Origin of the sequence: Streptococcus oralis, assembly GCF_003943825.1 — a bacterium.
Lineage (GTDB): Bacteria > Bacillota > Bacilli > Lactobacillales > Streptococcaceae > Streptococcus > Streptococcus oralis_CD.
Genome location: NZ_RJNJ01000005.1, coordinates 128419 through 147358, shown reverse-complemented (window position 1 = coordinate 147358; position 18940 = coordinate 128419). Strand labels below are relative to the sequence as shown.

Sequence of the window (18940 nt, the reverse complement as noted above, 5' to 3'; positions counted from 1 at the left end):
AAATTCAATCTAAAGTATGGGAAAAACTAGCTTTTTTTATCAAAAAGTGATAAAATGAACAATGTAAATGGGATGTCCCAAAAAATATATAGGAGGCCTGACAAATGGCAATCGTTTCAGCAGAAAAATTTGTCCAAGCAGCTCGTGACAACGGTTATGCAGTTGGTGGATTTAACACAAACAACCTTGAGTGGACTCAAGCTATCTTGCGTGCAGCAGAAGCTAAAAAAGCTCCAGTTTTGATCCAAACTTCAATGGGTGCTGCTAAATACATGGGTGGTTACAAAGTTGCTCGCAACTTGATCGCTAACCTTGTTGAGTCAATGGGTATCACTGTACCAGTAGCTATCCACCTTGACCACGGTCACTACGAAGATGCACTTGAGTGTATCGAAGTTGGTTACACTTCAATCATGTTTGACGGTTCACACCTTCCAGTTGAAGAAAACCTTAAATTGGCTAAAGACGTTGTTGAAAAAGCACACGCTAAAGGTATCTCAGTAGAAGCTGAAGTTGGTACTATTGGTGGTGAAGAAGACGGTATCATCGGTAAAGGTGAATTGGCTCCAATCGAAGACGCTAAAGCAATGGTTGCAACTGGTATTGACTTCTTGGCAGCTGGTATCGGTAACATCCACGGTCCATACCCAGCAAACTGGGAAGGCCTTGACCTTGACCACTTGCAAAAATTGACAGAAGCTCTTCCAGGCTTCCCAATCGTATTGCATGGTGGATCAGGTATTCCTGATGAGCAAATCCAAGCAGCTATCAAACTTGGTGTTGCGAAAGTTAACGTTAACACTGAATGCCAAATCGCATTCGCTAACGCAACTCGTAAATTTGCTCGTGACTATGAAGCAAACGAAGCTGAATACGACAAGAAGAAACTCTTCGACCCACGTAAATTCTTGGCTGACGGTGTAAAAGCTATCCAAGAATCAGTTGAAGAACGTATTGACGTATTCGGTTCAGAAGGTAAAGCGTAATCTAGCTGAACCATACAGATGAAACCTGCCCATTGGGTGGGTTTTTTGGTTTGTGAATATATAGCCAATATACTGTAGAAGAACCAATCTTAAGTTGCTAAAAGATTCTAATTTTTGTACAATAATGCTATGAAAAAACTGAAAAAATGGTGTTTTGGCTTCATTAGTTTGCTTCTTTTGTTTTTACTCGCTACATTCATCTTTCACCGTATCTGTTTGGAAAAGGAAAAAGCCTCACTGACGCCTATGGGGCAACAAGTTCTCGTCAATGGACATCAAATAAATGTTTACGTTGAAGGGGATGGTCCTGAGACTATAGTAGTTCTCTCAGGTGCTGGTATTGCTTCTCCCATATTGGACTTTAAAAATGTATCGGAATCCTTATCGAAACAGTATAAGGTAGTTATCGTGGAGCGGGCGGGATATGGTTATAGTGATGATAGCAATTATTCAAGAGATGTGATGGAGGTTTTGTCTGAGACTCGCCAAGCTCTTTCGCAAGCAAATATCACAGAGCCGTTTATCATTCTGTCTCATTCCATGGCTAGTCTAGAGAGTCTGGCTTGGCAGGAGAAGTATCCTGATGAAGTGAAAGCCTTGATTGGTCTGGATTGGGCACTGCCGTCAAGTTATGAGAATTTAAAGGATAATCAGGCCTTGCTTACGTTGGCCTATTGGAGTAGCAAGATTGGTTTATTACGCTTCTTCCCCGAGTCTTTTTATATAAAAAATCAAACTCTGACTGAAACTGAACGAAAACAATATAGATTTCTAGCTTATAAGCAGTTGATGTCACAAGCTATGCTTCATGAATCTCAAACGGTAAAGGAAAATGCCAAGAAAGTTCCCTCTAGCATCAATCCGAAAATTTCCACCTTACTACTGGTGTCTAACGGAAAAGGCACTAGTTTTAGCCAATCAGAATGGCAACATTTTGCAGAGAGATTTGCAAGCGACCAGTCTAATGTTCAAGTTGTCTATATGGATGCGCCTCATAACCTCTATCATTATCAAAGCGATGCTATTGTTTCTCGCATTAAAGAATTTTTAGAGAATAATTGAGGGATTAAAAATCCATTGAGACTGATGATAATAATTGAAAGGTAATGACTTATGAATAATTCTTATATTTTACTTAGACATGCTCATTCAAAATTTTCAAGTGATGATTTTAATAGAACTTTGTCAGAAAAAGGATTTTCATCTCTTGATCAGTTAGAGTTTTTGAATTCTTTTAATATTGATCATTATTTTTCTAGTCCTTATAAACGAGCATTTGAAACGATTAATAGCTCGCCAATTCAATTTGATAAAATAGTTCTTGATAATCGGTTACGAGAGAGAAAATTATCTTCAACCTTTATAAAAGATTCTGAGTTTGAAGACAGTATTAAATATTTATGGCAAAATCCCAGTGAATCTCTTTCAGAAGGGGAATCAAATCAAGATGCACTAGCTAGAGTACTAAATTTTTTAATGGAATTGGAAGAGAGATACTCAGAAAAAACGATTTTACTTAGTTCACACGGGAATTTGATAGGAATACTACTACATCACTTTGATTCCAGTTTTGATTATGAAAAATGGGAGCAGATGACCTTTCCAGATTGTTTTCTAATTGATAGAAATGGGATTGTGAAAAGAATTATGAAAGATTAGTTCTTTGATTAAATAGTGATTCATATTGATCAAAATAGTTTGCTTTTTATAATTCGTAACCTGCCCATTGGGCAGGTTTTTTGGTGCTTTAAGGAGACTATTAAACCATAATTTTTGTTTAAAAGTATTATTTTAAGAGAGAAATCTCTAATTTCAGAATCTACAGGCAAACGCTTGCATTCTAGTTTTTATTGGACTATAATAGGTTGGTATAAAGCCTTCTGTAGTAATAAAATGTAGAAGGTGTAGAAAGTAAGGATTTAGATATTTGTAGTCAAAAATACAATGTTGCTATTCCTTGCGATAGGGAGAGATTTATGGCAATGATAGAAGTGGAACATCTTCAGAAAAATTTTGTGAAGACAGTGAAGGAGCCGGGGTTAAAGGGAGCTTTGCGCTCCTTTATTCATCCTGAAAAACAGACCTTTGAAGCGGTCAAGGATTTGACCTTTGAGGTACCCAAGGGACAAATTTTAGGCTTTATCGGAGCTAATGGTGCTGGGAAGTCGACAACCATTAAAATGCTGACAGGAATTTTAAAGCCGACATCGGGCTATTGTCGGATCAATGGCAAGATTCCGCAGGACAATCGTCAAGACTATGTCAAGGATATCGGGGTTGTCTTTGGACAACGAACCCAGCTATGGTGGGATTTGGCACTGCAAGAGACCTACACGGTCTTGAAAGAGATTTACGATGTGCCAGACTCACTTTTTCATAAACGCATGGACTTTTTAAATGAAGTCTTGGATTTGAAGGAATTTATCAAGGATCCCGTGCGGACTCTTTCACTGGGGCAACGGATGCGGGCGGACATTGCGGCTTCCTTGCTTCACAATCCCAAGGTTCTCTTTTTAGATGAACCGACCATTGGTCTGGATGTTTCCGTCAAGGACAATATTCGTCGGGCTATTACCCAGATCAATCAGGAGGAAGAAACAACTATCCTCTTGACCACTCACGACCTGAGCGACATTGAGCAACTCTGTGATCGAATTTTTATGATTGATAAGGGGCAAGAGATTTTTGATGGAACGGTTAGCCAGCTCAAGGAAACCTTTGGCAAGATGAAGACTCTTTCCTTTGAACTGCTACCAGGGCAAAGTCATCTTGTCTCTCACTATGAAGGCTCTTCGGATATGACCATTGATAGACAAGGAAACAGCCTCAATATTGAATTCGACAGTTCCCGCTACCAGTCGGCTGATATTATCAAGCAAACCCTGTCTGATTTTGAAATCCGCGATTTGAAGATGGTGGATACGGATATTGAGGATATTATCCGTCGCTTCTATCGAAAGGAGCTCTAAGATGGTCAAATTGTGGAGACGTTATAAACCCTTTATCAATGCAGGGATTCAGGAGTTGATTAGCTATCGAGTCAACTTTATTCTCTATCGGATTGGTGATGTCATGGGAGCTTTTGTGGCTTTCTATCTCTGGAAGGCGGTCTTTGATTCCTCGCAAGAGTCTTTGATTCAGGGCTTTAGCATGGCAGATATCACCCTTTACATCATCATGAGTTTTGTGACTAATCTTTTGACCAGGTCAGATAGCTCCTTTATGATTGGGGAGGAGGTCAAGGATGGTTCCATTATCATGCGTTTGTTGCGACCAGTGCATTTTGCGGCTTCTTACCTCTTTACAGAGCTTGGATCCAAGTGGTTGATTTTTATCTCTGTTGGACTGCCATTTTTAAGTGTCATTGTCTTGATGAAAATTTTATCTGGGCAAGGAATTGTAGAAGTACTGGGATTAACCATCCTTTATCTCTTTAGCTTAACCCTAGCCTACCTGATCAATTTTTTCTTTAATATCTGCTTTGGATTTTCAGCCTTTGTCTTTAAAAATCTATGGGGTTCCAATCTACTCAAGACTTCTATAGTGGCCTTTATGTCTGGAAGTCTGATTCCCTTGGCTTTCTTTCCAAAGATTGTTTCTGATATTTTGTCCTTCTTGCCTTTTTCATCTTTGATTTATACTCCAGTTATGATCATTGTTGGGAAATACGATGCCAGTCAGATTCTTCAGGCGCTTTTGCTACAGTTCTTCTGGCTCATAGTGATGGTGGGCTTGTCTCAGTTGATATGGAAACGAGTCCAGTCCTTTATCACTATTCAAGGAGGTTAGTATGAAAAAATATCAACGCATGCATTTGATTTTTATCAGACAATACATCAAGCAAATCATGGAATACAAGGTCGATTTTGTGGTGGGCGTGTTAGGAGTTTTTCTGACTCAAGGCCTGAACCTCTTGTTTCTCAATGTGCTCTTTCAACACATTCCTTCCTTAGAAGGCTGGACTTTTCAAGAAATCGCCTTTATCTATGGATTTTCCTTAATTCCCAAGGGACTAGATCATCTCTTTTTTGACAATCTCTGGGCTCTGGGGCAACGTTTGGTGCGAAAAGGAGAGTTTGACAAGTACCTGACGCGTCCTATCAATCCTCTCTTTCACATCTTGGTTGAGACCTTTCAGATTGATGCCTTGGGCGAACTATTGGTCGGTGGAATTTTACTAGCGACAACAGTATCAAGCATTGCTTGGACTCTTCCAAAATTCCTGATTTTTCTAGTCTGCATTCCTTTTGCGACCTTAATCTATACTTCCTTGAAAATCGCGACTGCCAGTATCGCTTTTTGGACCAAGCAGTCAGGCGCCATGATTTACATTTTTTATATGTTTAATGACTTTGCCAAGTATCCGATTTCCATTTATAATTCGCTTCTTCGTTGGTTGATTAGCTTTATCGTGCCTTTCGCCTTTACGGCCTACTATCCTGCCAGCTATTTCTTGCAGGACAAAGACGGGCTCTTTAACATTGGTGGGTTGATGTTGATTTCCCTTGTTTTCTTTGTTATTTCTTTAAAACTCTGGGATAGGGGCTTGGATGCCTACGAAAGTGCGGGTTCGTAAGAGATAAGATAGGATGAGAGTTAAAAATTAAATATGTTACAAACAACCGTTGAAAATTATAGCGGTTGTTTTTGCATGTTTATTAAGGCATAAATTCTATCCATACCCCTTTTTGCGATTTTGGTAGTTATTCCAGTTAATTGCTACTATTTTTGATGGTGTGAATGTGCTGATAATGTATCCCAGTTAACTACGAAAGTTTTGGGTTTATATTTTTTAATGTACATTAAAAAAAAAATTAATGCGTGTTAATTTTTCTTGACTTAAAATTTTTTAATTGATATACTATTTTTCAGAGAGCTAACAATTATATATAAATGTACTACTCTATCCCACTAGATAATACGTCATAAAACTTTTTATAACAAAGGCTAGCAAGGTTAAAGTTTTCTATCTATTGGGTTTAAAATAAAAAATGAAGGAATTATAATGAAAAAAAGTACGGTATTGTCATTAACTACTGCTGCAGTTATTTTAGCAGCATATGCCCCCAATGAGGTAATTTTAGCAGATGCACCTAGTTCTGAAGATGCTTTAAGAATTTCTGATAAAGAAAAAGTAGTAGCAGATGCACCTAGTTCTGAAGATGCTTTAAAAATTTCTGGTAAAGAAAAAGTAGTAGCAGATAAAGAAACAGAAAAAAATGAACAATCTGAAGAACTTCATAATGTTATAGAAACTTCAAAGGATACTGAGGAGAAGAAGACAACAGTTATTGAGGAAAAAGAAGTTGTTAGTAGAAAGCCTAAGATAGACAAAAAAACTAGTAACGAAGGAGCAAGTATCAAAGAAGACTCCAATCAATCCAAAGGAGATGATGCGAACTCATTTGTAAATAAAGATACAGAAAATCCTAAAAAAGAAGATAAACTTGTCTATATTGCTGAATTTAAAGATAAAGAATCTGGAGAAAAAGTAATTAAGGAACTATCCAATCTTGAGGATACAAAAGTTTTATATACCTATAATACGATTTTTAATGGCGCTGCCATTGAAACAACTCCAGATAATTTGGACAAAATTAAACAAATGGAAGGTGTTTCGTCGGTTGAACGATCACAAAAAGTCCAACCAATGATGAATCATGCCAGAAAGGAAATTGGAGTTGAGGAAGCTATTGATTACCTAAAGTCTATTAATGCTCCATTTGGGAAAAATTTTGATGGTAGAGGTATGGTCATTTCAAATATCGATACTGGAACAGATTATAGGCATAAGGCTATGAGGATCGATGATGATGCCAAAGACTCAATGAAATTTAAAAAAGAAGATTTAAAAGGCACTGATAAAAATTATTGGTTGAGTGATAAAATCCCTCATGCGTTCAATTATTATAATGGTGGTAAAATCACTGTAGAAAAATATGATGATGGTAGGGATTATTTTGACCCACATGGGATGCATATTGCAGGGATTCTTGCTGGAAATGATACTGAAAAAGATATCAAGAACTTTAATGGCATAGATGGAATTGCGCCTAATGCACAAATTTTCTCTTATAAAATGTACTCTGACGCAGGATCTGGGTTCGCGGGTGATGAAACAATGTTTCATGCTATTGAAGATTCGATCAAACACAATGTCGATGTTGTTTCGGTATCATCTGGCTTTACGGGAACAGGTCTTGTAGGCGAGAAATATTGGGAGGCTATTAGAGCATTAAGAAAAGCTGGAATCCCAATGGTTGTTGCTACAGGTAATTTTGCGACTTCTGCTTCAAGTTCTTCTTGGGATTTAGTAGCCAATAATAATCTGAAAATGACAGATACTGGAAATGTAACACGAACTGCCGCACATGAAGATGCGATAGCGGTCGCTTCTGCTAAAAATCAAACCATTGAGTTTGATAAGGTTAACATTGGAGGACAAAGTTTTAAATACAGAAATATAGGAGCTTTTTTCGATAAAAATAAAATCCTAACAAATGAGGATGGGTCAAAAACTCCAAATAAATTAAAATTTGTATATATAGGCAAAGGTCAAGACAAAGATTTGATAGGCTTGGATCTTAAGGGCAAAATTGCAGTAATGGATAGAATTTATACCAAGGATTTAAAAGATGCTTTTAAAAGAGCAACGGATAAAGGCGCACGTGCCATTATGGTTGTAAATACTGTAAATTACTACAATAGAGATAATTGGACAGACCTTCCAGCTATGGGATATGAAGCGGATGAAGGGACTACTAGTCAAGTATTTTCAATTTCAGGAGATGATGGTGTAAAATTATGGAACATGATTAACCCTGATAAAAAAACTGAAGTCAAAAGAAATAATAAGGAAGATTTTAAAGATAACTTAGAACAATACTATCCAATTGATATGGAAAGCTATAATTCTAATAAACCGAATGTAGGTGATGAAAAAGAAATTGACTTTAAATTTGCAGCTGACACAGACAAAGAACTTTATAAAGAAGATATTATAGTCCCAGCAGGGTCTACATCTTGGGGGCCAAGAACAGACTTGCTTTTAAAACCGGATGTTTCAGCACCTGGTAAAAATATTAAATCCACTCTAAATGTTATCAATGGTAAATCCACTTATGGTTATATGTCAGGAACTAGTATGGCAACTCCAATCGTAGCAGCTTCTACTGTTTTGATTCGACCAAAATTAAAGGAATTGCTTGAAAGACCTGTCTTGAAAAATCTTAAGGGAGATGACAAAATAGACCTTACAAGTCTTACAAAAATAGCTCTACAAAATACTGCAAGACCTATGATGGATGCAACCTCTTGGAAAGAAAAGAGTCAATACTTTGCATCACCTAGACAGCAGGGAGCGGGGCTAATTAATGTTGCCAACGCTTTGAGAAATGAAGTTGTAGCAACTTTCAAAAATACAGATTCTAAAGGTTTGGTAAATTCATATGGTTCCATTTCTCTTAAAGAAATAAAAGGTGATAAAAAATACTTTACAATTAAGCTTCACAATACCTCAAACAGACCTTTAACCTTTAAAGTTTCTGCATCAACTGTAACTACAGATGCTCTAACTGATAGGCTAAAACTCGATGAAACATATAAAGATGAAAAATCTCCGGACGGGAAGCAAATTGTTCCAGAAATTCACCCAGAAAAAGTCAAAGGAGCAAATATCACATTTGAGCATGATACTTTCACTATAGGTCCAAATTCCAGCTTTGATTTAAATGCGGTTATAAATGTTGGAGAAGCTAAAAACAAAAATAAATTTGTAGAATCATTTATTCATTTTGAGTCAGTGGAAGAAATGGAAGCTCTAAACTCCAACGGTAAGAAAAGAAACTTCCAACCTTCTTTGTCGATGCCTCTAATGGGATTTGCTGGGAATTGGAACCACGAACCAATCCTTGATAAATGGGCCTGGGAAGAAGGATCAAAATCAAAAGCAATGGAAGGTTATGATGATGATGGTAAACCAAAAATTCCAGGTACCTTAAATAAGGGGATTGGTGGAGAACATGGTATAGATAAATTTAATCCAGCAGGAGTTATCCAAAATAGAAAAGATAAAAATACAACATCCCTAGATCAAAATCCAGAATTATTTGCTTTCAATAACGAAGGAATCAACGCACCTTCATCAAGTGGCTCTAATATTGCTAAAATCTATCCTTTAGATTCAAATGGAAATCCTCAAGATGCTCAACTTGAGAGAGGATTAACGCCTTCTCCACTTGTATTAAGAAGTGCAGAAGAAGGGGTGATTTCAATAGTAAATACAAATAAAGAAGGAGAAAATCAAAAAGACTTAAAAGTCATTTCGAGAGAACACTTTATTAAAGGAATTTTAAACTCTAAAAGAAATGATGCAAAGGGCATTAAATCTTCTAAGCTAAAAGTTTGGGGTGACTTGAAATGGGATGGACTCATTTATAACCCTAGAGGTAGAGAAGAAAATGCCCCAGAAAGTAATGACAAAAAAGATCCTGCTACTAAGATACGAGGACAATTTGAACCGATTGCGGAAGGCCAATATTTCTATAAATTTAAATATAGATTAACCAAGGATTACCCATGGCAGGTTTCCTATATTCCTGTAAAAATTGATAACACCCCTCCAAAGATTGTTTCAATTGATTTTTCAAACCCTGGAAAAATTAAGTTAATTACAAAGGATACTTATCACAAGGTCAAAGAGCAATATAAGAATGAAACGCTATTTGCGAGAGATCAAAAAGAACATCCTGAAAAATTTGACGAGATTGCCAACGAAGTTTGGTATGCTGGGGCCGCTCTTGTTAATGAAGATGGAGAGGTTGAGAAAAATCTTGAAGTCACTTATGCAGGTGAGGGTCAAGGACGAAATAGAAAACTTGACAAAGACGGAAATACCATTTATGAAATTAAAGGTGCAGGAGATTTAAGAGGAAAAATCATTGAAGTGATTGCATTAGACGGTTCTAGCAATTTCACAAAGATTCATAGAATTAAATTTGCTGATCATGCTGATAAAAATGGGATGATTTCCTATTATCTAGTAGATCCTGATCAAGATTCATCTAAATACCAAAAGCTTGGCGAGATTTCCGAATCTAAATTTAAAAATTTAGAAAATAGAAAAGAGGATAGTCTTAAAAAAGATACAACTGAAGTAGAACATCATCAAGAAAATGAAGAGGCTACCGAAGAAAAATCTAGCTTGACTATTCATAAAACAATTTCAACAATTAGAGACTTTGAAAGCAAAGATTTAAAGAAACTCATTAAAAAGAAATTTAGAGAAGTTGATGACTTTACAAGTGAAACTGGTAAGAGAATAGAGGAATACGATTATAAATACGATGATAAGGGAAATATCATTGCTTATGACGATGGTAGTGCCTTAGAATATGAAACTGAAAAACTTGATGAAATCAAATCAAAAATTTATGGCATTCTAAACCCATCTAAAGATGGACACTTTGAAATTCTTGGAAAGATCAGTAATGTTTCTAAAAATGCCAAGGTATACTATGGAAATAACTATAAATCGATAGAAATCAAAACGACCAAGTATGATTCCCATTCAAAAACGATGACATTTGATTTATACGCTAATATTAATGATATTGTGGATGGATTAGCTTTTGCAGGAGATATGAGGTTTTTTGTCAAAGATGATGGTCAGATAAAAGCTGAAACTAAAATTAGAATGCCTGAAAAAAATAAGGAAACTAAAGCAGAATATCCGTATGCATCAAGTTATGGGAATGTAATAGAATTAGGAGAAGGAGATCTTTCAAAAAATAAACCAAATAATTTAACGGACATGGAATCTGGTAAAATCTATTCTGATTCAGAAAAACAACAATATCTATTAAAGGATAACATCATTCTGAGAAAAGGCTATGCACTAAAAGTGACTACCTATAATCCTGGAAAAACGGATATGTTAGAAGGGAATGGAGTCTATAACAAGGAAGATATAGCAAAAATCCAAAAGGCCAATCCTAATCTAAGAGTTTTATCAGAAACAACAATTTATGCTGATAGTAGAAATGTTGAAGATGGAAGAAGTACTCAATCAGTATTAATGTCGGCTTTGGACGGCTTTAACATTGTAAGGTATCAAGTGTTTACATTTAAAATGAATGATAAAGGGGAGGCAATCGATAACGATGGAAATCTTGTGACAGATCCTTCTAAACTTGTATTATTTGGTAAGGATGGTAAAGAGTACACAGGAGAGGATAAGTCCAATGTAGAAGCTATAAAAGAAGATGGCTCTACGTTATTTATTGATGCAAAACCAGTAAATCTTTCAATGGACAAGAACTACTTTAATCCATCTAAAACTAATAAAATTTATGTACGAAATCCAGAATTTTATTTAAGAGGTAAGATTTCTGATAAGGGTGGTTTTAACTGGGAGTTGAGAGTTAATGAATCGGTTGTAGATAATTATTTAATCTACGGAGATTTACACATTGATAACACTAGAGATTTTAACATTAAGCTTAATGTTAAAGACGGTGACATCATGGACTGGGGGATGAAAGACTATAAAGCAAACGGATTCCCAGATAAGGTAACAGATATGGATGGAAATGTTTATCTTCAAACTGGCTATAGCGATTTGAATGCGAAAGCGGTTGGAGTACATTATCAATTTTTATATGATAATGTCAAACCAGAAGTAAAGATTGATCCAAAAGGAAATACTAGTATCGAATATGCTAATGGAAAATCTGTAGTCTTTAACATCAATGATAAAAGAAATAATGGATTCGATGGTGAGATTCAAGAACAACATATTTATGTTAATGGAAAAGAATACAAATCATTTGATGATATTAAACAACTAACAGATAAGACACTAAACATTAAGATTGTTGTAAAAGATTTCGCAAGAAATACAACCGTAAAAGAATTCATTTTAAACAAAGATACGGGAGAGGTAAGCGAATTAAAACCTCATAGGGTAACTGTGACCATACAAAATGGAAAAGAAATGAGTTCAACGATAGTGTCGGAAGAAGATTTTATGTTACCTGTCTATAAGGGTGAATTAGAAAAAGGATACCAATTTGATGGTTGGGAAATTTCTGGTTTCGAAGGTAAAAAAGACGCCGGCTATGTTATTAATCTATCAAAAGATACCTTTATAAAACCTGTATTCAAGAAAATAGAGGAGAAAAAGGAGGAGGAAAATAAACCTACTTTTGATGTATCGAAAAAGAAAGAAAAAACACAATCTAATTCAACTAATGATGTCAATAGTATTGTTTCTGATGAAAATGATAAAAACTTTGAAATTAACAAGAACGTTTATCTAAATGAACAAGGGAACGTAACTAATAAAAATACCAACATCAATAGTAAATCAACTAGTAACAATCCTAATCAGTTGCCAAAAACCGGAACAGCAAGCGGAGCCCAGACACTATTAGCTGCCGGAATCATGTTTATAGTAGGAGCTTTTCTTGGATTGAAGAAAAAAAATCAAGATTAAGACAAAAGCCATAGAAAAAATGGTTTATGTACTGAGATTAGATAGTGAGGTGATGACATAGTTTTGTGAAAATATTGATTTAGAAATATATTATTTAGATTTCTATAAAAATGGGAGATTTGAAAGAGATATATGTAAAAGCCTTGTCTCAGGACAGGCTTTTTCTAATGGAGATGGGTTCTGTTTAAAATCCATTTCTTTGGCTTATAAAAATATAAATACAAACGGTTGTTTATATTTTGTGGTATAATGTATTGTAATAAATACTTGTTTTGATACCAATCTAGAGATATTTTTATAGTTATTTATTCTAGAAATTTTTGCTTGGATTTTTTTTAAAAGTCATAAAAGTTCATGGATAGTAACGAATGAAGTATCGTAAGCTTGGCTGAATATCAATCAAAAAGGAGAAAATTATGAATAAGAAAGAACGGGAAAAACAATTTGAAGAGATCAATGGACCTAAGCGGTCTGAATCAAAGTCGGCTCCGAATAAAAATATAAAAATCTATATTGGCCTAGCACTCTCTGTTTTAGTCACTCTCATCTTGGTAAGTATTTTCTCATATCTTCTGATTGGAAAGAAAGAGCCAAATCAAGCATCGTCTGCAGTTTCAACTACAGAGACAACAAGTCAAGCGTCTACAAGTCAAGCGTCTACAAGTCAAGGAAAAACGGATGAGACTGATAAGGATAAACAAGAGGAAATTCAAAAACTCAAGAATCAACTGACAGATTTGGATACCAAGATCACTGAAGCAGAAGCACTTGTTAGCAAGCTAAAGAAAGAAACTGCTGTTCCAAAACTAGATATTGAAGCAATCAAGAACAATGATTTGTCTAGTTTAGAAGGCACTTGGCGTAGTCAATCTGGTAATGAATACATTATTAATGATTCTGGAGAAGTACGTGCGACTTGGTTTACAAATGATCAAAAGTACGAATCTGTAGTTGGATTAAAGGTATCAAAAGGTCAAGATAGTCGTAACCCTGAGACAGCGTCTATCAGTGCGTGGGTGAAAGATTCTGTTGCTGGAGGATTTGTAGTAGTTGCTGTTCCAAGTGGGGTTGTTATGCAACCTGGTGATGATGGAAAGATTACGGATAAAAGCAATCATGCTGAAGAAAGACTACTTTCGGGTCAAGATTACGGGTCTATGTTAATGAAACCAGAAGATGTTTATTACCGTGTGAAACCAGATACCAGTAAACTTGAGGAAGAAGAAAAGAATTTAGCTCAACTGCAAGCTGATCGAGAAACAATCAAATCTTCTCTAGAATCTAAGGAAAAGAAAAACTAGTTTAGAATCTAACTTTAGATTATCTTAGTTCAGAAATGCTCTTGTGCTCGACAAAATCAAGAAGCTCAAATGAGCTTCTTTTCTTTTATCACCACTATTCAACCACTTAGACCGAGATATAGACCAGATAGACAAAAGGGCTTGTTCTTGAAAAAATCCTCTGCTATAATGTTTTTTGTAAGGGACGTGAGGGGTCGTGATCAGACAATTCAAGTCAATAAAAAAAAGAAAATGGAGACAAAAAATGAAAAAATTATTGGGACTTGTATTTTTAGTAGCAGCAGCGCTAGTATTGTATTTCGGATCTGTTGGATGGCCAAGTTTGGATGTTAACCTTTGGTCACTGATTCCAGTTGGATTGTTCCTCTATTTCACACTAGAAAACTTTTTGAAAAAAGACTACAAGTCTAGTCTGATGTGCTTGATCATTGCCTTTATCATTGCAAATGCTATTTTTGATCTCTTGCCAATTTCAAGTGGTTTGGTGATTGGTGCCGGTGTGCTAGCTTGTGTAGGGCTTGGCTACCTCTTTCCTGATAAGGATAAAAAAGAAGATAAATAAAAAAGTCTCGAGATTTCTCGAGACTTTTTTACTGACCAGCGTAATATTTTTGAATCCCCTTTACGATGCCTGCGACCAATTTATCTTGGTAGTGGCTATCTCTGATTTGTTGGTTTTCGGAGAAATTATCCATATAACCAAGCTCTAGGAGAACGGCTGGTTTGGCTGTTTCGCGTAGTACGGCATAGCTGCTTTCCAATAAGCCAGCATCCTTAGCTCCTGTTTCCGCTAGAAGAGAGGAGTGGATGGCAGCGGCGAGGCGTTTGCTTTCACTCATACGATCAGGGTGATTGTGCCAGTATTGATTAATCTTACTTGGATAATCAGGTTCATCGCTATAGGAGTAGGTTTGAATACCGCTCGCTTTTGAGTAGGTATTACCAGTAGCGTTGAAGTGAATACTGATAAAAATATCAGAGTTGGTTTTATTAACCATACGAGAACGTTCGGTAACAAAATCAACGTCAATATCACTATCACGAGAAGTGAGGACCTTGTAGCCTAGTTCTTCTAACTTAGTACGAAGCTTACGGTAAATCTGCATGTTGAGATCTTTTTCAGCTACATTGTAGTAAAAGGCACCTGAATCTCGACCACCATGCCCAGGATCTAGGAAAATGGTATTGCTGTATAGGCCTTTTGTAAATCCTCCTTCAGTTGAAACTTCAGAAATCCATTGGCCGTATTTTTGAAACAAGTGTTCCTTACCGTCTATCTTGTAAGTTCCTGAAACATAATGGCCATTATCATCTAGGTAGTAGCGTGCTTTGTCAGAGTTATCGTAAATCCATTCGCTCTTTGCCATGTAACCACCTGACTTGAGGTAGTATGCTCCAATCCATTCCTGATTTGCATAACGGCCATCCGCTTTTAGATAGAACCAGCTCTTGTAGGCTTTATCAAAGATCCACTCTTTTTCCGCCATGGCTCCACTGGTTTTGAGGTAGTAGCTTCCTTTCCATTTGTCTGCTAGCATCCCACCATTCTGGTCAAATGAGTACCAGGAACCTTGAATCTTTTGCCAGTTTTCTTGGACATATCTCCCTGACCCGTTTGCATAGAACCAAGTATCCTTGATTTTGACCCAGTTGTTTTCTGCCATAGCTCCACTCTGGTTGAAGAGGTAGCCCTTGAAGGTTGTCGCACTCAGCATTCCACCGTCTTTGTCAAAGTAATACCAAGAACCGTTGATTTTCTCCCATTTATCCTGTGAGATTTTTCCAGAAGGAGCGACATAATACCAAATTTGGTCTAATTTAGTCCAGCCCTTTTCTGCCATAGCTCCGCTTTTTGTGAGAAGATAGCCGTCAACGGCGGTGTTGCTGAGCATGCTTCCAGTTTGGTCAAAATAGTACCAGGAGCCGTTAATTTTTTTCCAGGTGTTCTGAGCTAGTCGTCCAGAGGAATCAGCATAGTACCATTGATTGTCCAAATGGGTCCAGCTATTTTCTATCATGACACCATCTTGGTCAAAGGCATAGCCTTTGTAGACAGTAGAATGAAGACGATTACCATCTTGATCGAAGTAGTACCATTTGCCTTGGATTTGTTTCCAGTTTAAAGCAGGCTTATCATCTTGGTAAAAACGCCAGTGGTGATTTTCTTGGTACCACCCTTCTTTTTTTGTCTTGTCTTCTTGCACATCTACTTTCGGAAGAGTTTCTGATTTAGAGTTTTCCTCAACACTTGATTCTTTCTTTTCTTCTTTGGCAATTGCTTCCTTGACAGCAGATGTGGATTGAGTAGTGTTTTCTTCTCCTAAGACGGATGCGGGTGCTAATCCTACGATTGAAAGGATTAAAGCACTGGTCAGTAGTATCTTTTTCACTTTTTATTTCCTAACTTTTTCTTTTTCACTTTTTCATTTTTCTATTAATTATCGAATTGAACTTCTTCTAGTAGATACTCGATAAAGCGTTCGCCCATCTTAGACAGGCTGGTTTTTTCATGCTGGATATAGACTAGTTCAATCGGGTCGTCAATGTCCAGTGGAATGGAAACGATATTGTCTCCGTTGAGGTTACTGTTCAAAATCCCTGTTGCAATGGTGTAACCATCCAAACCAATCAAAAGGTTAAAGAGGGTGGCACGGTCACTGACAACAATGGATTTCTTGTGGTGCTCTTGTGAAAGAATCTCCTCTGAAAAGTAGAAGGAGTTGTGCGTCCCCTGATCATAACTCAGATAAGGAAAGTCTTCCAAATCAGCCAGTTTGACCTTGTCTTTTTTAGCTAGAGGGTTGGTCTTGCTAACAAAGATATGGGGTTGAGCGGTAAAGAGGTGGTGGGCTAGCAGGTGATTGTCATCTAGCATTTTCGTTAAAACATCGCGATTGTAGCTGTTTAAAAAGAGGACACCGACCTCGCTACGGAAGTTCTTGACGTCATCGATAATCTCCCAAGTCCGAGTTTCACGAAGGAAGAGCTCGTATTTTTCCATATCACTTTTCTTGAGCAAAGAGACAAAGGCATTGACTACAAAGGCATAGTGCTGAGAGGAAACGCTGAAAAGTTCGCGGTGGGCGATAGGATTTTTATAGCGTTCCTCCAGAAGCTGAGTTTGCTCAACGACCTGACGGGCATAGGAGAGAAACTCCATCCCATCACGGGTTAAGGTAATGCCCTTGGGATTGCGGATAAAGATTTCAATGCCCATTTCATTTTCCAAGTCTCGAACGGCATTAGAGAGACTGGGTTGGGTAATAAAGAGTTGCTTGGCTGCCTCATTCATAGAGCCAGTTTCGACGATTTTGATAATATAGTGTAGTTGTTGAATTCTCATGTTTTTATTGTACCATACTTGCGGAAGAATGGGCAATGAAGACGAAGAAAATAGGGGGAAAGAGCTGGTCCTGTATTGAAAAAAAGTCTGGAATCTGCTAAAATGGAAGCTATGAAAACATTCTATGATGTGCAGCAATTTCTCAAACAGTTTGGCATTATTGTCTATGTGGGGAAGCGCTTGTATGATATTGAACTGATGAAGCTCGAACTCTCTCGGATCTATGATGCAGGTCTGATGGATAAGCTAGACTATCTAGAGGCGGAAGCTGTTCTTCGTAGAGAGCACAAGATAGAATTAGACTACATAGAGAAAAATGGAGATAAGAACTTATGACAATTTGGATTTTGTGGGGAATCGTTCTGGCGATGGCAGCATGGATGGGGTATAACTACCTTCGTATTCGTCGTGCGGCTAAGATTGTAGACAATGCAGAGTTTGAAGCCTTGATTCGGAAAGGACAGTTGATCGATGTCCGAGATGCAGCAGAATTTCACAGAAAACACATTCTTGGTGCGCGCAATATTCCTTCAAGTCAGTTGAAGTCAAGCCTTGCAGCACTTCGTAAGGATAAACCTGTCCTTCTCTACGAAAACCAACGTGGACAACGAGTGACCAATGCAGCACTTTATCTGAAAAAGCAAGGTTTCTCTGAGATTTATATCCTTTCTTATGGATTGGATTCTTGGATTGGAAAGGTCAAGACGAGCTAACATTCTGTTAAAAACTGTTTAATGATAGATAAATCTTGCATTTTATGGTATCATCATTTATATTAAATTTAAGGAGATTTTGTAATATGAATTCACAACAAAAGAAAAAACCTTCACTTATTTTAGGTATCTTATCTATCGTCCTTGGTTTGCTTTCTCCAATAGTGGGTCTGATTTTGGGGATCATAGGATTGGTCTTGGCTTTTTCATACCAAAAAGAATCTGGACTAAACTATCAAACAGAAAAAATTCTGAATATCATAGGACTTGTAGTTTCTGTTCTTAACTGGATTCTAGCCGTCGCAGTATTTTTTAGATAAGCAAAAAACAAAAAGCTTTAAACATAAAGCTTTTTTTGTTTTATCGCCCCATCTCTAAATAGTTTTTAATGATTTCCAATTCCTCTGGATTCAAGGGACGGTATTGCCCTTCTGCTAGTTCTGGGTCTAATGTAAAATCGCCGAACTGGACTCTTTTTAAGGCAGTCACCTTGACACCAACTGATAGAAACATCTTCTTGACTTGATGAAACTTGCCCTCAGAGATAGTGATGGAGGCCCGGCTCTCTGTTGGGCTTGCGGACAGAATTTCAAGCTGAGCAGGTTTACAAGTGGTCCCGTCTAAAAAGACAATCCCCTCTTTGAATTTTTGGATATGGTCTGACGTGAGCGGTCCGTTTACTACCACTTGATAGGATTTATCGACATGGTACTGGGGATGAAGGAGTTGGAAGCCTAAAGGTCCATTGTCTGTCAAAAGGAGCAGTCCCGTCGTATCGCGGTCTAGTCTGCCGATAGCATAGAGCTGGTCAGACTGGATGCCAGGTGGAAGGAGGTCCATGACGGTTGGAAGTTTCTTATCCTTGCTAGCTGTAACGACTCCGTTTGGCTTATGAAGCATGAGGTAGTTGTGCTCGTAGCCTTGGATTTGTCGTCCTTGAAAGACTAATTTCTGTAATCCAGTGTCGACATTTTGAGCGAGTGAGCTGGCTGGACAATCATCTACTAGGATTTCTTTTTTTAATAGAGCCTGTTTCATAGCCTTGCGACTGACCTTTTCTTGGGCTAATAATCTATCTAAACGCATACCAGCTTATCTTATCA

At 37.2% G+C, this 18940-nt stretch carries 15 protein-coding genes; 12 read left to right on the top strand and 3 right to left on the bottom strand.

The window, feature by feature from the left end; translation table 11 throughout:
* The first annotated feature begins 104 nt into the window (after positions 1-104).
* From D8863_RS05980 to D8863_RS05935, 9 genes are all read left to right on the top strand, one after another.
* Entirely contained in the window at positions 105-986 is an 882-nt protein-coding gene (locus D8863_RS05980) for a class II fructose-bisphosphate aldolase (RefSeq protein WP_125441377.1), read from the top strand.
* Between the two features lie 129 nt (positions 987-1115).
* Complete coding sequence (locus D8863_RS05975) at positions 1116-2048, top strand: alpha/beta hydrolase (protein WP_185761455.1); 933 nt, start codon at positions 1116-1118, stop codon at positions 2046-2048.
* Between the two features lie 51 nt (positions 2049-2099).
* Entirely contained in the window at positions 2100-2645 is a 546-nt protein-coding gene (locus tag D8863_RS05970) for a histidine phosphatase family protein (protein ID WP_061408643.1), read from the top strand.
* 317 nt (positions 2646-2962) lie between these two features.
* Positions 2963-3955: an ABC transporter ATP-binding protein gene (locus D8863_RS05960; RefSeq protein ID WP_125441375.1), complete on the top strand. Its 993-nt coding sequence runs from the start codon at positions 2963-2965 to the stop codon at positions 3953-3955.
* 1 nt (position 3956) lies between these two features.
* Positions 3957-4775 (top strand): ABC transporter permease, encoded by an 819-nt coding sequence (locus tag D8863_RS05955; protein WP_070569106.1) that lies wholly within the window; start codon positions 3957-3959, stop codon positions 4773-4775.
* Between the two features lies 1 nt (position 4776).
* Entirely contained in the window at positions 4777-5562 is a 786-nt protein-coding gene (locus tag D8863_RS05950; protein WP_049520929.1) for an ABC transporter permease, read from the top strand.
* Positions 5563-5991: 429 nt separating this feature from the next.
* A complete protein-coding gene (locus D8863_RS05945) occupies positions 5992-12480 on the top strand; it encodes a S8 family peptidase (RefSeq protein WP_084944398.1) in 6489 nt (2162 codons plus the stop codon).
* A 416-nt stretch (positions 12481-12896) separates the two neighbouring features.
* A complete protein-coding gene (locus D8863_RS05940; protein ID WP_125441374.1) occupies positions 12897-13781 on the top strand; it encodes a DUF6287 domain-containing protein in 885 nt (294 codons plus the stop codon).
* A gap of 244 nt (positions 13782-14025) precedes the next feature.
* Complete coding sequence (locus D8863_RS05935) at positions 14026-14343, top strand: LiaF transmembrane domain-containing protein (protein WP_065371662.1); 318 nt, start codon at positions 14026-14028, stop codon at positions 14341-14343.
* 28 nt (positions 14344-14371) lie between these two features.
* Here D8863_RS05935 and D8863_RS05930 read toward each other — a convergent pair whose 3' ends face one another.
* Together D8863_RS05930 and D8863_RS05925 are read right to left on the bottom strand one after the other, a co-directional pair.
* A complete protein-coding gene (locus D8863_RS05930) occupies positions 14372-16171 on the bottom strand; it encodes an N-acetylmuramoyl-L-alanine amidase (RefSeq protein ID WP_125441373.1) in 1800 nt (599 codons plus the stop codon).
* A 44-nt stretch (positions 16172-16215) separates the two neighbouring features.
* On the bottom strand, positions 16216-17124 hold the full coding sequence (locus D8863_RS05925; protein ID WP_001222578.1) for a LysR family transcriptional regulator: 909 nt from the start codon (positions 17122-17124) through the stop codon (positions 16216-16218).
* Between the two features lie 102 nt (positions 17125-17226).
* Between D8863_RS05925 and D8863_RS05920 the strand changes: the two genes are divergently transcribed.
* From D8863_RS05920 to D8863_RS05910, 3 genes are all read left to right on the top strand, one after another.
* Complete coding sequence (locus tag D8863_RS05920) at positions 17227-17460, top strand: YqgQ family protein (protein ID WP_002882495.1); 234 nt, start codon at positions 17227-17229, stop codon at positions 17458-17460.
* Positions 17457-17837, top strand: a complete 381-nt coding sequence (locus D8863_RS05915) for a rhodanese-like domain-containing protein (RefSeq protein WP_125389065.1) — start codon at positions 17457-17459, stop codon at positions 17835-17837. The genes D8863_RS05920 and D8863_RS05915 overlap by 4 nt, the downstream gene beginning before the upstream one ends.
* An 86-nt stretch (positions 17838-17923) precedes the next feature.
* Positions 17924-18157, top strand: coding sequence for a hypothetical protein (locus D8863_RS05910; protein ID WP_001088140.1), 234 nt, complete (start codon positions 17924-17926; stop codon positions 18155-18157).
* A gap of 40 nt (positions 18158-18197) precedes the next feature.
* On the opposite strand, the gene D8863_RS05905 is transcribed toward D8863_RS05910, so the two are convergent.
* Positions 18198-18923, bottom strand: coding sequence for a 16S rRNA pseudouridine(516) synthase (locus D8863_RS05905; RefSeq protein ID WP_061421238.1), 726 nt, complete (start codon positions 18921-18923; stop codon positions 18198-18200).
* Between the last annotated feature and the right edge of the window lie 17 nt (positions 18924-18940).

What these genes read in the sequence shown, in the direction of transcription:
- D8863_RS05940 (WP_125441374.1), top strand. Translation starts at nt 12,897, where the DNA reads ATGAATAAGAAAGAACGGGAAAAACAATTTGAAGAGATCAATGGACCT.
- D8863_RS05935 (WP_065371662.1), top strand. Translation starts at nt 14,026, where the DNA reads ATGAAAAAATTATTGGGACTTGTATTTTTAGTAGCAGCAGCGCTAGTA.
- D8863_RS05945 (WP_084944398.1), top strand. Translation starts at nt 5,992, where the DNA reads ATGAAAAAAAGTACGGTATTGTCATTAACTACTGCTGCAGTTATTTTA.
- D8863_RS05980 (WP_125441377.1), top strand. Translation starts at nt 105, where the DNA reads ATGGCAATCGTTTCAGCAGAAAAATTTGTCCAAGCAGCTCGTGACAAC.
- D8863_RS05925 (WP_001222578.1), bottom strand. Translation starts at nt 17,124, where the DNA reads ATGAGAATTCAACAACTACACTATATTATCAAAATCGTCGAAACTGGC.
- D8863_RS05920 (WP_002882495.1), top strand. Translation starts at nt 17,227, where the DNA reads ATGGAAGCTATGAAAACATTCTATGATGTGCAGCAATTTCTCAAACAG.
- D8863_RS05960 (WP_125441375.1), top strand. Translation starts at nt 2,963, where the DNA reads ATGGCAATGATAGAAGTGGAACATCTTCAGAAAAATTTTGTGAAGACA.
- D8863_RS05915 (WP_125389065.1), top strand. Translation starts at nt 17,457, where the DNA reads ATGACAATTTGGATTTTGTGGGGAATCGTTCTGGCGATGGCAGCATGG.
- D8863_RS05910 (WP_001088140.1), top strand. Translation starts at nt 17,924, where the DNA reads ATGAATTCACAACAAAAGAAAAAACCTTCACTTATTTTAGGTATCTTA.
- D8863_RS05950 (WP_049520929.1), top strand. Translation starts at nt 4,777, where the DNA reads ATGAAAAAATATCAACGCATGCATTTGATTTTTATCAGACAATACATC.
- D8863_RS05975 (WP_185761455.1), top strand. Translation starts at nt 1,116, where the DNA reads ATGAAAAAACTGAAAAAATGGTGTTTTGGCTTCATTAGTTTGCTTCTT.
- D8863_RS05970 (WP_061408643.1), top strand. Translation starts at nt 2,100, where the DNA reads ATGAATAATTCTTATATTTTACTTAGACATGCTCATTCAAAATTTTCA.
- D8863_RS05905 (WP_061421238.1), bottom strand. Translation starts at nt 18,923, where the DNA reads ATGCGTTTAGATAGATTATTAGCCCAAGAAAAGGTCAGTCGCAAGGCT.
- D8863_RS05955 (WP_070569106.1), top strand. Translation starts at nt 3,957, where the DNA reads ATGGTCAAATTGTGGAGACGTTATAAACCCTTTATCAATGCAGGGATT.